The following is a 15227-nucleotide window of genomic DNA, read 5'->3' on the forward strand; positions in this document are numbered from 1 at the left end:
TTGTTCACAGTCCGCACCGGCTGTGTCGGCGCGGGCATTGATACAGCGCAGTGCGCCGTTGCGGGACTTGTCGCTTCACGGCGCGGCGCCCCGCCGCTGCAATGGCGGCATGAACGAGCTGCTGCCCCTGCTGAGCTATTGCGCGCTTATGTCGGGCACCCCCGGGCCGAACAACATGATGCTGGTGGCCAGCGGGGCTCACCATGGTTACCGGCGCACGGTGCCGGCCATCCTGGGCATGGTGTGTGGTGTGGCCACGCTCACCCTCGCGGCTTGCCTGGGGCTGGGTGCGCTCTTCCTGGCGTGGCCGCCGCTGCATGCGGCGCTCAAGCTGGCCGGCACCGCCTACATGCTGTGGCTGGCCTGGCAGCTGGCCGGCGCGCCGGTGGCGGCCGATCGGGCGCCTGAGCGGCTGGGCTTTGTGCGCGCGGCGGCCTTCCAGGTGGTCAACCCCAAGAGCTGGATTCGCGCGGTGACGGTGGCGTCGGTCTTCATGCCGGCCGAGCTGGGCCTGCTGCCCGGCGCGCTGCTGGCCAGCGGCCTCGGGGCGGTGGTGGGTTTCCCGTGCATCTCGATGTGGGCGCTGTTTGGCACCGGCATCGGCCGCTTCCTGTCGAGCCCGGGGCGGCGGCGGGTCTTCAATGTCATCATGGCCGCCTCCCTGGTGCTGCTCGCCCTGTCGTTGATGCGCTGATGTTCTCGCTGGACCGCGATTCCCCCACCCCGCTGGCCGACCAGATCGAACAGCGCCTGCACGGCCTGATCGCCACGCACCAGCTGCCGCCGGGCGCACGGCTCAATTCCATCCGCCAGCTGGCGCAGCGCCTGGGCGTGAGCCCCAACACCGTGGTCGTGGCCTACGACCGGCTGGTGGCCGCCGGCCTGGTCGATTCACGCGGCACCGCTGGCTTCTTCGTGCATGACGGCCCGGCCGGCGTGATGCCCGATGCCAACCGCGTGGAGGCCGGCGAGGAGCAGGAGGCTGTGTGGCTCGCCCAGCAGGCCAATGACCAGAAGGCCGGCGTGCTGCTGGCCAGCAGCGGCGCGTTGCCGGCCACGTGGCTGGAAGACGCCATTCCCGCCACTGCCGTGCAGCGGGGCCTGGCGCGGGCTTCCGCCGGCATGGCCTCGCGCTGCCCGCCGCAGGGCCTGCCCGAGTTGCGCGAGCGCCTGGCCACGCTGCTGCGCGGGCAAGGTATCGCGGTGGATGCGAGCCGGGTGCTCACCACCTATGGCGGCACCCATGCCATCGACCTCATCTGCCGCGCCCTCCTGCGCCCGGGGGATGCGGTGGTGGTGGAGTCGCCGGGCTACTTCCTGCTGTTCGACCGCCTGCGCCAGGCCGGCGTGACGGTGGTGCCCGTGCCGCGCCGGCCCGACGGCATCGACCTGGACGCGCTGGACGCCGCCTGCACCCGCCACCGGCCGCGCCTGCTCTTCCTGCAGAGCGTGCTGCACAACCCCACCGGCTGGGGCAGCACCGCGGCCAACCTGCACCGGGTGCTGATGTTGGCCGAGCGGCACGACCTGCTGATCGCCGAAGACGACGTGCAGGGCCACTTCCACCCCGGCTCGCCCACGCGGCTGGCCCAGCTGTCGGGGCTGCAGCGGGTCATCTACTACTCCAGCGTCTGCAAGGCCATGAGCCCGGCGCTGCGCCTGGGCTATGTGGCCGCTGAGCCGGCCCTCATCAAGGCGCTGCTGCGCGAGAAGATCGTGTCGGTGCTGACCACTTCGGCCCTGAGCGAATGCGTGCTGCTGGAGGTGCTGGCCGCCGGCCGCTGGCGCAAGCACCTGGAGCGGCTGCAGCAGCGCCTGGCCAAGGCGCGGGTGGAGGCCGCCCGGCAGCTGGGCGAGGCCGGCGTGCTGCTGGAGCCTCCCGGCGAAGGCGGGCTCTTCCTGTGGGGCGCGCTGCCAGCGGGGGTGGACGTGGACGGCGTGGTACGCGACGCGTTTCGCAGCGGCATCCTGCTGGTGCGTGGCGCCACCTTCGCGGCCGATGGCGCGGCCGACCCGCACCTGCGCTTCAACGCCGCCTTCAGCCAGCAGCCGCGGCTCGCCGACTTCCTGCGCGAGCAGCTCAGCGCCGCCACCAGCGCGCAGCGCGTGGTGGAGCGCGCCCGGGAGCGGGCTCAAGCCCGCTGATGCCAGCGTCAGCCGACGCTGACCGTGTCGCCCACCCGGATCGCACCACCTTCCAGGATGCGCGCCGTCATGCCGCCGTGGCCGCGCATGGCCGCATAGCCGCCCGGGCCGATGACCTCCTCCATGCGCGAGCACGGCGCACAGGGCCCGACGATCTCCAGCACCGCCTCGCCCACCCGCAGCCGGGCCTTCTTCAACGCCAGCAGGTTGATGCCCGACACCACGATGTTGCGGCGCAGGTCCACCGGGTCCAGCGGCGCACTGCGCGCCAGCGCGGCAATCAGCGGCAGGTGCTCGTGCTGGATCAGCGTGACCTGGCGCGTGGACAGCTCGGCCTCGCCGCGCTGGCCCAGCCGGTCGTCGGCCAGGCCGATGTCGGCCAGCGCCACCGTCTGCTCGATGCGCCGGGCGCGCTCGCGCGGCTGGCCGCGCACCACCAGGGCTTCAACCCGACCCTGGATGTGGGCCGGCGGGATCATCAGGTCGCGCACGCTCTTCATGGATACACCTTGGCCCCGCGCGGAGCCGCATAGTTCACGGAGGGCCTCGGGTGGCGCCTTCAGCGCGCGGCGCCTTCGCCCGAAGATCGACGGCAAGGAGTGTCCGTCGTGTTGCGTCGCCTGTCCCTTGCACTGTCTTTCGCGGTGGCGGCCTGCCCGCTGGCCGCGCCCGCGGCTGAACTGACCGCGCCTGAGATGCGCTGGCTGCAGGGCATCGCGCCCGTCGTGCAGCATGCGCGGCAGCAGCTCGGCTTGCCGCTGGACGTCATCGTGCAGCCGCAGGACGCGCCCGGCGCGGCGCCGCTGGCGCTGGGCTTTGTTGACGGGCGTTGCAAGCTCGTGCTGTCGATGCGCGGCAATGCCGAGGCCGAGCGCCCGGTCGAGTCGCTGCCGCCCGAGCTGCGCGGCCCGGCGCTGGAGCTGATGGCCGCCCACGAGCTGGGCCACTGCCGCCGCTACCTCGACGGTGCCTGGCACGGCATGCCCGCCGGCTTCGTGGCGGCCGCCGCGCCCGCGCGCCTGAGCCCCGAGCTGCAGCAGGCCTGGCTGGACATGCGCACCACCCGCCGCGAAGAAGCCTATGGCGACCTGGTCGGCCTGGCCTGGACCCGCGAGCGCCACGCCTCGCTGTACGGCCCGCTGCACGCCTGGCTGGTGCAGCAGCGCGAGGCTGAAGGCCTGCCGGGCAGCCACCACGACACCCTGGCCTGGCTGCGCCTCGCGGCCACACCCGCGGCCCTCGCCGGCAGCAGCCTGTTCGACGGGGCCGAGCGGGTGTGGCGACAGGGCTTGGGGGACTGACCGCGCCGCGCGGGTCACCTCGTCATCAGCCACCTCCTACAGGCCCGGGGCGCCTGGCCTGACCGATCGGTCGAGCGGTGGCGGGCACAGTGAGCGCATGGGTGATCTTCACCCCGCGGGGCCCGGCCCCGTGCCCTGTGTTCAACCGCTTCAGGAGACCCACCATGGCCAGCGTCAGCCCCACCATTTCCTCGTCCAAGGTCGAAGGCACCAACGTCTACAGCCCCAGCGGCGACAAGCTCGGCTCCATCGACGACCTCGTCATCGACAAGGTGTCGGGCCGCGTCCGTTATGCGGCGCTGGAGTTCGGCGGCTTCCTCGGCATGGGCACCGACCGCTACCCGCTGCCCTGGGACCAGCTCAAGTACGACACCGCCAAGGACGGCTATGTCGTCAACATCGACAAGGCCCAGCTCGAACGCGCCCCGCGCTACGCGATGGACGAGACGCCCAACTACAACGACGAGTACGGCCGCAAGGTCTACGACTACTACGGCTCCACCTGGTGGATGTAAGCCAGACCTTCGCTCGTCTCCCAATCCCTTCGGTGAGCTCGCATGAGTTCAATTGACGGGGCGGCCTGGCCGCCCCTTTTTTGTTGGAGCGGACGCATGCACCACGATCCCACCCGCACCCCGCCGACCGACCCGCCGCCGCCCCCGGTGCAGCCCGATCGGCCGGCCACGCCCACCCATCCCGCACGAGAGGTGAAGGAGGGGGCCTTTGACGACTCCGTGGCCGGTGAGGAAGACCCCGGCGCTGGCGTCGACACCCTCACGCCGAAGCCGAACGCACGTCAGTCGCCACCCCGGTAGAGCAGCTGCAGCAGCGCAGGGGCGGCCGATGCGGCCGGCACCCTGGGCTCGTCGGACTCATCCTTCAGCAGCACACCGCTGAGCTGGCGCGTTCGCGCCTGCCTTAGCAGGGTCAGCAGGCGCACGGCGGCCACCGCGGGCGAGAGGCCTTCAGGCCGCACGTTGGAGAGGCAGTTGCGCTCGGCATCCGTCCGCCCCGGACGGGGGGCCCAGGTGAAGTACACGCCCAGGCTGTCCGGTGCCGAGAGCCCGGGTCGCTCGCCGATCAGCACCACCACGCAACGCGCATTGAGCAGCGCACCGACCTCGTCGCCCAGCGCCACACGCGCCTGATGCGCCACCACGGGCGGTGCCCAGGTCCAGTCGCCCTCGGCCACCAGGCGCGCACGCAAAGCCTCGAACAACGGCGGGGCCTGGCGCTCCAGGGCGAGCGCCGAGAGGCCGTCGGCCAGCACGAAGGCCAGGTCCACAGTCGGGGCCTGCACAGCGGCCAGCTGTGCCGCGCTCGCGTCGCTCAGCCGCCGGCCCAGGTCGGGCCGCTGCAGGTAGGTGGCGCGGTCGGCCGCCTGGCTGTGCACCTGCAGCGGCGCCTCACCCAGCCGGCGCAGGGCGGCCCGCAGCGCCTCGTCGTCCAGCGGCCGGTGCACGGCGTCCCGCGCGGCGGCATGGGCCTGTTGGAAGGCCAGGTGCGCAGCGGTGGGCAGGCTCGCACCCGCGCGGCCCAGGGCGATGCGTGCGGCCGTGTGCCGCTGCAGCGCGGCCCAGGGTTGCGGTGTGACGGGCGGCTTCATGGCGCCGCCTCCAGCAACGCGGCAAAGCGCTCGGGCAGGCCGTCAGCCAGCGCCAGCGCGCCGTCGAAGATGCCCACGCGCTGCAGCCAGGCCTCGAACTCAGGCGCCGGCCGCAGCCCGAGCATGCGGCGCATGGCCAGCGCGTCATGAAAGCTGGTGCTCTGGTAGCCCAGCATGATGTCGTCCGAACCCGGTACGCCCATGACGTAGTTGCAGCCGGCGCTGCACAGCAGCGTGAGCAGGCTGTCGAGGTCGTCGACATCGGCCTCGGCATGGTTGGTGAAGCACACGTCCACGCCCATCGGCAGCCCGAGCAGCTTGCCGCAGCAGTGGTCTTCCACGCCCGCGCGCAGGATCTGCTTGCCGTCGAACAAATACTCCGGCCCGATGAAGCCCACCACGCTGTTCACCAGCAGCGGCTGGAAGTGGCGCGCCACACCGTAGGCGCGGCATTCCAGCGTCTGCTGGTCGCAGCCGTGGTGAGCTGCGCTGGACAGCGCGCTGCCCTGGCCCGTCTCGAAGTACATGACCTGCAGCCCTCCGCGGCGCAGGGCGAGCGCCGCGTCGCGCGCCTCCTGCAGCAGCGCCAGCTCGATGCCGAAGGCGCGGTTGGCCGCCTCGGTGCCGGCGATGGACTGGAACACCAGATCCACCGGCGCGCCGCGGCGAATGGCCTCCAGCGTGGTCGTCACGTGTGTCAGCACGCAGCTCTGCGTGGGGATGCCGTACTGCGAGATGACGTTGTCCAGCAGCGTGAGCAGGCGCATGACCTGCGGCAGGTTGTCAGTCGCGGGGTTGATGCCGATGACCGCGTCGCCCGCGCCCATCAGCAGGCCGTCGAGCAGGCTGGCGGCGATGCCGGTTTCGTCGTCGGTCGGGTGGTTGGGCTGCAGCCGCGTAGCCAGGCGCCCGCGCAGGCCGAGGGTGCTGCGAAAGGCCGTCACCACCTCGCAGCGCTGGGCGACGAGCAGCAGGTCCTGCACCCGGCACAGCTTGCTGACGGCGGCGGCCATCTCGGGCGTCAGCCCCGGCGCGATGTCGGCCGGCGCCAGCGTGCCAGCCAGCAGGGCGTCGCGCAGGCCGCCGACGGTCAGGTGGCTGAAGCTCGCAAACGCGGCGGCGTCGTGGGTGTCGAGGATGAGGCGCGTGACCTCGTCCGTCTCGTAGGGCACGACCGCGTCGTTCAGGAAGGCCTGCAGCGGCAGGTCGGCCAGGGCCAGCTGCGCGGCCACCCGCTCACGCGCCGAGGCGGCGGCCACGCCGGCCAGCTCGTCGCCCGAGCGGCGGGGGCTGGCGCGCGCCAGCAGGGTGCGCAGGTCATCGAAGCGGAACCGCTCGCCGCCAACGGTGTGCGTGTAGGCCATGCGCCGAGTGTGCGCCGGCCCGGCGGCGGCTGCATGACGATTCGGTGACCCTCATGCGGCTGTCACGCCGCAGCTCTAGGCTCGCCGCTGATGTCGACCCTCCCTGTCTGGGCCTGGGCCACGCTGGCGTGGGCCCTGCTGATGCTGTTCATCGTGCTGGCCCAGGGTCGCCTGCTGTTCGGCCGCACCTGGCGCATCCGTCGCACGCACCCGGGCCCGGCGGCCCACCGGCGCCGCACCCGGGCCGCGAGCGTTGAACGGCCCGGCGGCGTGCGCCTGAAGGGCTGGCTGACGCTGCCCACCGGGCACGCGCCGCGCCGGTTGCTGCTGTGGTTCGGCGGCCGCAACGAACACGTGGCCTGGACGCCCGACCTCGCCGGCTGGCTGCCCGATGACTGTGCGCTGCTCGCCTTCAACTACCGCGGCCTGGGCGGCAGCACCGGCTGGCCTGGGGAGACTGCCTGCGTGGACGACGCCGAGGCCATCGCCGCCTGGGGGCTCGCTGAGCTCGGCCTGCCGCCGGCAGCGCTGCATTTGGCCGGCCGCAGCCTGGGCACCGGGGTGGCGATGCAGCTGGCGGCGCGCCGCGCCGCACGCGGGCACCCGCCGAGCGGCCTCTGCCTGATCTCGCCCTTCCTCAGCCTCAAGGGCCTGCTCGCCCGCAACCCCTTGTTGATGCCGGTGGCGCCGCTGCTGCGTTCGCCCATGGACTCGGGGGCTGCGGCTCAAGCGCTGGCCTGCGACGTGCTCGTGCTGCTGGCCGCGCGCGACCGCCAGGTGCCCCATCGCCATTCGCTGCGCCTGGCACAACGTCTACGCGACGCCGGCTGTGCAGTGACGGTGGCGCAGCTGCCGGGCACCAACCACCGCAGCCTCGCGCGCACGCCGCAAGCCATGGGCTGCCTCGGGCGCTGGCTGTCGCTGCCCGCGGGCGCCGAGGCGCGGCAGTCAAGCGCTTGAGTGATCAGCCCGAGCGGCTTGCGCGCGGGCGGGCGGTGGGCACACTGGGCACATGGGGCACATGGGGCACTGGAGCAGCAGGTCAGTGCCGCCTTGCAACAGCCTCAGCTACTTCCAAGCCCTGACCCGTACAGCTTCGCCGGCTCCGTCATGTCGCTCCCTTTCAATGAAAGCGATGTTAGCGAGCGTTCACGGCTCGCCCGTAGAACCAGCGTTGCACCTCAGCTGCGGCGGCCCCCGGAGGGTCTAAAGCGGAACGGCGCGTTCAGCCACGAACCGACGCGCCGCTACTAGGGGCAATTTCCTTCTCGCAAAAGCGCGTCGGCCGGTCGCAACAACCCTGGCACACAGTCGCATTTGAGTGGCGCCAGTCGCAATTAATCTGGCGCCCTACGGATTCCGTAGGGCGCCAAAGTACTTGCACTGGCGCGGATTGTGGATCAAGGACTTGGCGGGTCCCGCGCCACAGCCTTCAACCAGGCGAAGCACGAGTTCTTGCGACTGACCTACGAGCGCGCCAAAGTTCTTGCACACGCTTCTTGGCGCGTCTTCAAGCGCGGGTTTTGACCAGGCCGAACGGGCGAACGCGTGCTTGAGCCGGTCCACCAAGACGGGCAAAGTTCGTGGGTCAAACGGGGAGGTCGCCTTCCCAGGCTCCCCCGAAGAATCAACGCTATCGAGCCTGCAGTTCCGATAGGAGCAGCCATGGCTCAGATCGTCTGCGCTTCCTGCGGCCGCGAGGTCACGGTTCGTCCGCAATCGCCGAAGCAGACTTACTGCTCGGCACCCGAATGCCAACGCGAGCGGCGCCGGTGCTGGAATCGGGCCAAGCTCGAAGCCGACCACGACTATCGGGCCAACCAGTTGGCAGCTCAGCGAGCCTGGCACGCCCGCAACCCAGGGTACTGGCAAGCTTACCGCGGGCGAAAGCAGCCGGCCGCCCCGCCGAGGGCACCTCGGACGGCGCGTGCAACAAGTGACGCGTCATTTTGCGGAGCAGACCCCGCCGCCGGCCGCTGCTGGATCGACGTTCTCTCCTATGACAGGGACGGAAAACCTCTGGCCTGGCGAATCGAGATGGCAATGACGCGTCCTCAGGTTTGCAAAGATGGACGCGTGCAAAGAGAGGACTCGTGGATGGCGACGTGATCGCCGCCTAATGTCCCGTTGCACGGCTTCGAAATCCCGGTGAGCGTTCGGCGGGACGCCTGATCTGCCTCTCAAGGTCCGAGGTGCGTGCCTCCACGTCGCTCATTGAGCGGAGACGGTCATGCAGCCAGAAGACCTACAACCCGGCGAAGAACGAACCAGCGATTTCCGCGCTGCCGAGTACGTTCGCATGTCCACGGAGCACCAGCAGTACTCGACCCAGAACCAGGCGGACAAGATCCGCGAGTACGCCGAACGGCGCGGCATCCGCATCATCCGGACCTACGCCGACGAGGGGAAGAGCGGGCTGAGGATCGATGGCCGCGAAGCGCTGCAGGCCCTGCTGCGCGACGTCGAGTCCGGCAACGCGGACTTCAACGTGATCCTCGTTTATGACGTCAGCCGCTGGGGGCGCTTCCAGGACGCCGACGAAAGCGCGTACTACGAGTACGTTTGCCGGCGAGCAGGCATCCAGGTCTGCTACTGCGCCGAGCAGTTTGAGAACGACGGCTCGCCGGTGTCGACGATCGTGAAGGGCGTCAAGCGGGCTATGGCTGGCGAGTACAGCCGCGAGTTGTCGGCCAAGGTGTTCGCCGGCCAGTGCCGGCTCATCGAGATGGGGTTTCGGCAAGGGGGCCCGGCAGGCTTCGGCCTGCGCCGCGTGCTGGTCGACCAGGCCGGCAACGTGAAGAGCGAGCTTTCGCGTGGCGAGCACAAGAGCCTGCAGACCGATCGGGTGATCCTCACGCCAGGCCCGGACCGGGAAATCCGCATCGTGCGGGACATCTATCGCTGGTTCACCGACGAGGGGCAGCACGAAGTCGAGATTGCCAAACGACTTAACGACCAGGGAGTACTTACTGACATGGGGCGCAACTGGACACGCGCCACTGTGCGGGAGATCCTGACCAACGAGAAGTACATCGGCAACAACGTCTACAACCGCATCTCGTTCAAGCTCAAAAAGCTGCGCGTCATCAACGGGCCGGACATGTGGATCCGCAAGGACAGCGCCTTCGAGGCGGTCGTGTCGCAAGAGGCGTTCTACACGGCGCAAGGAATCATTCGGGCACGCGCCCGTCGGTTCAGCGATGCGGAACTGATCGAGAAGCTGCGCGGGCTCTACGAGCGCCGCGGCTTCCTGTCTGGCCTGGTCATCGACGAGACGGAAGGCATGCCGTCCGCGGCGGCGTACATCCATCGCTTCGGCAGCCTCATCAGGGCCTACCAGGCCGTCGGCTTCACGCCCGACCGTGACTACCAGTTCCTCGAGGTCAACAAGTTCCTGCGCCGGTTGCATCCGGAGGTCGTCGCGGGCACGGAGCGCGAGATCGCGAACCTAGGCGGGACGCTAGTCCGCGACCCGGCGACCGACCTGCTGGACGTCAACCGCGAGTTCAGCGTGTCCATCGTGCTGGCGCGCTGCCAGAGCCATGACGACGGCCGCAGGCGCTGGAAGGTCCGCTTTGACACCAGCCTGGCGCCCGACATCACGGTGGCCGTGCGGCTTGCTCCGGGCAACCAAAGCATCCAGGACTATTACCTGCTGCCGAGGCTGGACTTCGGGCTGCCGAGGATCAGCTTGGCCGACCACAACGGCATCGAGTTCGAGAGCTATCGGTTTGACACGCTGGACTATCTGTACCGCATGGCCGAGCGCGCCCGGTTGAGGAGGGTGGCATGAGCCGGGAACACCCACCCGGTGAGCTGCAGATGATCCCCATCGACCGAATCCGCGTGCTCAATCCAAGGGATCGGAACACGCAGGTCTTCGAGGAAATCGTCGGCAACATCAAGGCACTGGGACTGAAAAAGCCTGTGACGGTCACGCCGCGCACCGACGCGGGCGGGCAGTACTTCCTGCTGATCTGTGGCGAGGGACGGCTCAAAGCGTTCCGAACCCTCGGACAGACCGAGATCCCGGCCATGGTCGTCCACGTCACCGACGAGGACGCCTTCATCATGAGCCTGGCCGAGAACATCGCCCGGCGCCAGGGGCGGCCGCTCGAGCTGCTGGCCGGCATCGACCAGCTCAAGAAGCAGGGCTACGACAAACGCGAGATCGCGAAGAAGACCGGACTCAGCCAGGAATACGTCTACGGCATCTTGCAACTGTTGGAGAACGGCGAGGAGCGGCTGCTGGTCGCCGTCGAGCGCGGGCACATCCCGCTCAATGCGGCCCTCGCGATCGCCGGGGCCGGCTCCAACGACAAGGACATCCAGGCCGCGCTGCAGGAGGCCTACGAGACCGGCCAGCTGCGTGGCAGCCAGCTGCTGCAGGCCCGCAAGATCATCGAGCGGCGTCGCACCTTGGGCCGCTCCGTGGCCCGCAACGCTCCGCGCAAGGGCACCAACGTCACGTCGGCCAGTCTGATCCGCACCTATCAGGAGGAAGTCGACCGTCAGAAGCGCATGGTGAAGAAGGCGGAACTGGTCCATCACAGGCTTCTCTTCGTGACCGAGGCGTTGCGTCAACTGCTGACCGACGAAGACTTCGGCAACCTCCTGAGGGCAGAAGGCCTCGACACGCTACCCAAGTACTTGAACGACCGCGTCTGGCCGCTGGGGAGGGCTGCATGAGCAATCCACTGCTGGGCTTCGTGCCCGACCCGATCACCGTGCCGTTCGACAAGCTGCTTCCGTCGAAGAAGCTTCCCCTCGGGTTGGATGGCTCCAAGAAATACCTGCAGATCAAGGCCTCGATCGAGTCGATCGGGCTCATTGAGCCGCTGACGATTGGTGCAGCCGACAAGGCCACCGGCATGCATGTCTTGAGGGACGGACACATCCGCGTCCATGCGATGAAGGAGCTGGACTTCCACGACGCACCCTGCTTGGTCGCGCTGGACGACGAGAGCTACACCTACAACAACCGGGTCAATCGGCTATCTACGATCCAGGAGCACATGATGATCCGCCGCGCCGTCGAGCGCGGTGTCACGCCGGAGCGGATCGCCAACGACTTGAAGGTCGACATCAGTCACATTCAGAAGAAGCTCAACTTGCTCGATGGCATCTGCGCCGAGGCGGCTGGCCTGCTCAAGGACCAGCGCTTCTCTCCCAACCTCGGCGCCGTGATCCGCAAGATGAAGCCGACGCGGCAGATCGAGTGCGTCGAGTTGATGGTGGCCGCCAACAACGTGACGACGGCCTACGCAAACGCGCTGCTGGCCGCGACGCCCGCCGCCATGCTCGTCAGTGAGCGCAAGCCCCGGAAAATGTCCGGCGTCAGCGCCGAGCAGATGGCCAAGATGGAGAAGGAGATGGGCAACCTGCAGGGGCAGTACAAGTCCATCGAGCACACCTACGGCCAGGATGTCCTGAACCTGGTGCTGGCCAAGGGCTACCTCAAGAACTTGCTGGACAACCAGGCGATTTTCCGGTTCCTGTCCATGCGCCAGCCTGACGTGCTGAGGGAGTTCTCCAGCCTCGTCGAGGTCGATGCATTGGACAAGTGATGGACGATCCACCTCGCAGGACGCTGAGCGCCGCTCAGGCCGATGCCCTGCTTCGATGGTCGGATGGCGCGGACTCAAACAGGCCGCAGCCGGTTCCCGACCCGACTTGCCTGTATGGCCTGATCGGCGAGGTGGCCAGGGAGGGCAGCGATCGGACCGAGACCAATCCCATCGCGATAGCCGGCAATTTCATCGCCTACCTGTCGTGCGCGATCGGGCGCATGCCGTATCTAGCGGTGGGCAACACCAGCCATCACGCGCGCCTGTTCTTCCTGCACGTCGGTCGGTCAGGGCGGGGCAGGAAGGGGGATGCGGTCTCGCTGGTCACGCGTATCGATGAGGCCGTCAGGGCGCAGCGTCCCCATTTGGCACCACAGATCCATCGAGGCGGCTTGTCGACGCGGGAAGGCTTGGCTACCCTGATCCACGACGGCTACCGAGTCGGCCAGCAGGAGGTCCCGGCGATCGCGGACAAGCGGCTCTGGGTAGTCGAGTCCGAATTCGCGAACGTTCTGCAGCAGAGCAGGCGAGGCGGCAACACGTTGTCGGCAGCGCTGCGGGACTGCTGGGACGGGGTCGATCTCAAGCCTGCGACCAAGACGAACCGGGTGCATGCGACCGAGCCGCACGTCTGCCTGAGCGCCGCGATCTCTCCTGTCGAGCTCTTGGCGCTGGTGCAGCGACGGGACCTGCTCAACGGCTTCGTGAACCGCTTCCTCATGATCTGGGGTGAGCGCACGCGGATCGAGGCTTTCCCACGCCGGGCACCGCAGGCACGCGTGGAGGGGCTTGCCACAGCGGTCATGGACATTTTGGAGTTCACACGTCCTCGGGCGGAGAACAGCCGGGAGACCGCGTTGATGACAATGACCAACGAGGCTCGCCGACGCTACGCCCAGCTTTACCACGCTGAACTCAATCAAGACTTCGGGAGCGCGTTGGTCGATAGCGTGCTGGAGAGAAGGGCGCCGATGCTGCTGCGGCTTGCCATGGTCTTCGCGCTGACCGACCGGCAATGGCTCATCGAGGCGCGGCACATCGAGGCAGCGATGGCCTGGATCAACTATGCGACCTACTCGGTAGGCTTCGTTTTGGCAGGTGGCAAGGGGTCGCCATCACAGCATCAGGTTGAGTGGGCAGCAGAACGTATCTCGGCCTTCTTGGCATCGAAGGGCTCTGCATCGCGGAGAGATTTGGTGGTGGATTGCTTTGGTCGACACCAGCCTGCAGCGGTTGTCGATGCGGCGATCGCGCATCTGATCGATACCGCACCTGCCACCGTCCAAGTTGAGGTGCAGGCAAGGTCGCGATCTGGTCCCGGTCGGCCTGCAACCGTGTACCGCTTCGTGAGGCCGCGAGAGCCGAATTAGTTCGCACCTCATCGGTCTCGCGTAAGTCGTTGTCAGGCGACTAAGTTCGCAATGTTCGCAAAGTTCGCGCGCATGCAATGCGCGAACGTTGCAGACTCAACGTCCGGCAAAGCCATCTTGAACGAGATGCCGCCTACGACAGCCCCATACACGGCCCGCGCAATACGATGCCGAGGTCATGCCTAGCCATATCTGGTTCCGTGCGCTACGCCAAGCACGAACGGAGCCACTGCGCGAACCAGCAAGGAGGGCCCAGGTACTCGACGTTGGCGTCGTCGGGTGAGCAAAGAAGTTGCCGAGCAGCGAGGGCGCCAGGATCACGTTGCAGGCAGATGAGTGCGGCGTCACGTTTAATGATGGCGCTACCGATAGCGGCCCCGCTGCAACTTCACCTCAGGAACTCGGGAAGCCGTTCTCCGCGACCTGCTTGGAGTTCCAAAACAATTCCATCGCCCCACGCCACCACATGGCCATCAGGCTGCAAATCGCTCTCATCCAATGCGGCGCGCCACTGCTTGACAGCAGCTTCATATCGGGCGGCCACACCGGAGCGCAATGCATCCATGATCTGCCGATCGACGTAGACGCGTGCCGTTCCAAAGTCGCTTAATGGGACACCAGAGCCAAGCAAGAAAGCTGGCGGCTGACGGGACGGGACCCCTTCGAACGAGGAAGCCGGCAGCGATCGCCTGGTGAACGCTCGGAACGGCCGGTTCGCTAGCATGTCGTCGAGTGTGCGCTGCCGCGCACCTAATGCAGTCAACGCGCTTCGGTAGTAGTGCTTGGCGACGAGGTCATGCAATTTGTCCGGAATCGACGGTACGTCGCGCGTCGGATCGGCAAAGTGGATCGCACTTCCACTGGCCGCCATGTCCGTCTGAAAGGCGGTGAGTACCGAATAGATGTTGACGGGCAGAAACTTTGTGTACGCGTCGAGGTGGTCCACTCCAGCATCACATTGCTCAAGACCCTCCCTCAACTCAGTCTTGATCGATCCGGCCTCCAGACTCGCCTTGGACTCAACCAATGCGTAACGCGGCCCCAACCACCCACCAAAGTCGGGCTGTGGATCGGTCTTCTTCGGCCTTGGTACGGCGAGCAGATCACATAAAACACCGAAGTCCAGCACGATGGGCAGTCCCAGCTCATCCTGCACGAAGAGCGCGCAAAGGCCCTGCCCGTACTCGCCAATGCGACTGCCGCGAGAAAAGTCGCGCAACCCGATCTCGTTGGTGGTGTGCTGTGCAAGCAGTCGGAGTTCGCTGGCCGCAGTGGATGTCGACAGCCATTGCAACTGCGCCAACGCGAGCCCCGAAAGCGTCGCCTGAGTTCCAACTGACATCTGCGGATTTGCGTAGAGTGTCTTCGCGATGGCACCGGCGATGCGCAGCGGACCCGCCGAAAGGGCTTTGCCGGCGGGGACACTCACGAGCGCCTTCCCATCCTTCGCACGAACGTCAGCAGATTGGTGCTCGAAGATGGGAAGTTTGACGTTCCAGAACAGCATTTCCGGTCAGCGGCGGTGTGGTGCAGCACTTTAACCGCGCAGTCACGAGTCCTTCGTCGCCGATTCCTGATGGTCTGTGGTGAGCGCACGCGAATCGAAGCCTTCCCAAGACGTGCACCGCGAGATCGGGTGGATGCGCTGGCGGCTCAGGTGATCGAAGTCCTGACTTCACCCTGCCGCGGACACGCCATGGGCGAGAGACCGCGCTTATGACGTTAGCGGACGGTGCTCGCCGCCACTACGCCCAGCTCTGTCAGGCCGAGCTAAAGCAGGGTAAGCGCTCAGCGAAGTCATGTTGACGGCCGCGTTTAGGGGACGCGCAGATCGCTAACGAGGTGAGCGTGTCCCGGGAAGCGCAGGAAGACGG

14 protein-coding genes are annotated in these 15227 nt (G+C 67.7%); 10 read left to right on the forward strand and 4 right to left on the reverse strand.

Annotated features, from left to right (window positions below; all coding sequences use genetic code 11):
• Positions 1-109 precede the first annotated feature (109 nt).
• Together CDO81_RS22250 and CDO81_RS22255 are read left to right on the forward strand one after the other, a co-directional pair.
• Positions 110-694, forward strand: a complete 585-nt coding sequence (locus CDO81_RS22250; protein WP_088485436.1) for a LysE family translocator — start codon at positions 110-112, stop codon at positions 692-694.
• Complete coding sequence (locus CDO81_RS22255; protein ID WP_088485437.1) at positions 694-2145, forward strand: aminotransferase-like domain-containing protein; 1452 nt, start codon at positions 694-696, stop codon at positions 2143-2145. The genes CDO81_RS22250 and CDO81_RS22255 overlap by 1 nt, the downstream gene beginning before the upstream one ends.
• Positions 2146-2153: 8 nt before the next feature.
• Here the strand turns inward: CDO81_RS22255 and CDO81_RS22260 are convergent, their stop codons facing one another.
• Entirely contained in the window at positions 2154-2645 is a 492-nt protein-coding gene (locus tag CDO81_RS22260) for an MOSC domain-containing protein (RefSeq protein ID WP_088485438.1), read from the reverse strand.
• Positions 2646-2753: 108 nt separating this feature from the next.
• Here CDO81_RS22260 and CDO81_RS22265 point away from each other — a divergent pair, with 108 nt between their 5' ends.
• The 3 genes from CDO81_RS22265 to CDO81_RS22275 all read left to right on the forward strand — a co-directional run bounded on the left by CDO81_RS22265 (position 2754) and on the right by CDO81_RS22275 (position 4261).
• Positions 2754-3446, forward strand: a complete 693-nt coding sequence (locus tag CDO81_RS22265) for a hypothetical protein (RefSeq protein WP_088485439.1) — start codon at positions 2754-2756, stop codon at positions 3444-3446.
• A 164-nt stretch (positions 3447-3610) separates the two neighbouring features.
• Complete coding sequence (locus tag CDO81_RS22270) at positions 3611-3961, forward strand: PRC-barrel domain-containing protein (RefSeq protein ID WP_088485440.1); 351 nt, start codon at positions 3611-3613, stop codon at positions 3959-3961.
• Positions 3962-4057: 96 nt separating this feature from the next.
• The gene (locus CDO81_RS22275; protein ID WP_088485441.1) at positions 4058-4261 is read left to right on the forward strand and encodes a hypothetical protein; all 204 of its coding nucleotides are present in this window, start codon (positions 4058-4060) and stop codon (positions 4259-4261) included.
• On the opposite strand, the gene eutC is transcribed toward CDO81_RS22275, so the two are convergent.
• Positions 4243-5052, reverse strand: coding sequence for an ethanolamine ammonia-lyase subunit EutC (gene eutC / locus CDO81_RS22280; protein WP_088485442.1), 810 nt, complete (start codon positions 5050-5052; stop codon positions 4243-4245). The genes CDO81_RS22275 and eutC overlap by 19 nt on opposite strands.
• Complete coding sequence (locus CDO81_RS22285) at positions 5049-6416, reverse strand: ethanolamine ammonia-lyase subunit EutB (protein ID WP_088485443.1); 1368 nt, start codon at positions 6414-6416, stop codon at positions 5049-5051. Before CDO81_RS22285 ends, eutC begins: the two co-directional genes overlap by 4 nt.
• 90 nt (positions 6417-6506) lie before the next feature.
• Between CDO81_RS22285 and CDO81_RS22290 the strand changes: the two genes are divergently transcribed.
• The 5 genes from CDO81_RS22290 to CDO81_RS22310 all read left to right on the forward strand — a co-directional run bounded on the left by CDO81_RS22290 (position 6507) and on the right by CDO81_RS22310 (position 13353).
• Positions 6507-7376: an alpha/beta hydrolase family protein gene (locus tag CDO81_RS22290; protein ID WP_088485444.1), complete on the forward strand. Its 870-nt coding sequence runs from the start codon at positions 6507-6509 to the stop codon at positions 7374-7376.
• Between the two features lie 1270 nt (positions 7377-8646).
• Entirely contained in the window at positions 8647-10209 is a 1563-nt protein-coding gene (locus CDO81_RS22295) for a recombinase family protein (protein WP_088485445.1), read from the forward strand.
• Complete coding sequence (locus CDO81_RS22300; protein ID WP_088485446.1) at positions 10206-11105, forward strand: plasmid partitioning protein RepB C-terminal domain-containing protein; 900 nt, start codon at positions 10206-10208, stop codon at positions 11103-11105. The genes CDO81_RS22295 and CDO81_RS22300 overlap by 4 nt, the downstream gene beginning before the upstream one ends.
• Positions 11102-11983, forward strand: a complete 882-nt coding sequence (locus CDO81_RS22305; protein WP_088485447.1) for a plasmid partitioning protein RepB C-terminal domain-containing protein — start codon at positions 11102-11104, stop codon at positions 11981-11983. Before CDO81_RS22300 ends, CDO81_RS22305 begins: the two co-directional genes overlap by 4 nt.
• A complete protein-coding gene (locus CDO81_RS22310; protein ID WP_088485448.1) occupies positions 11983-13353 on the forward strand; it encodes a YfjI family protein in 1371 nt (456 codons plus the stop codon). The genes CDO81_RS22305 and CDO81_RS22310 overlap by 1 nt, the downstream gene beginning before the upstream one ends.
• Before the next feature lie 388 nt (positions 13354-13741).
• Here the strand turns inward: CDO81_RS22310 and CDO81_RS22315 are convergent, their stop codons facing one another.
• Complete coding sequence (locus tag CDO81_RS22315) at positions 13742-14860, reverse strand: hypothetical protein (RefSeq protein WP_088485449.1); 1119 nt, start codon at positions 14858-14860, stop codon at positions 13742-13744.
• Positions 14861-15227: the final 367 nt, after the last annotated feature.

Origin of the sequence: Roseateles puraquae (assembly GCF_002205845.1) — a bacterium.
In the GTDB taxonomy this organism is placed as follows: domain Bacteria; phylum Pseudomonadota; class Gammaproteobacteria; order Burkholderiales; family Burkholderiaceae_C; genus Pelomonas; species Pelomonas puraquae.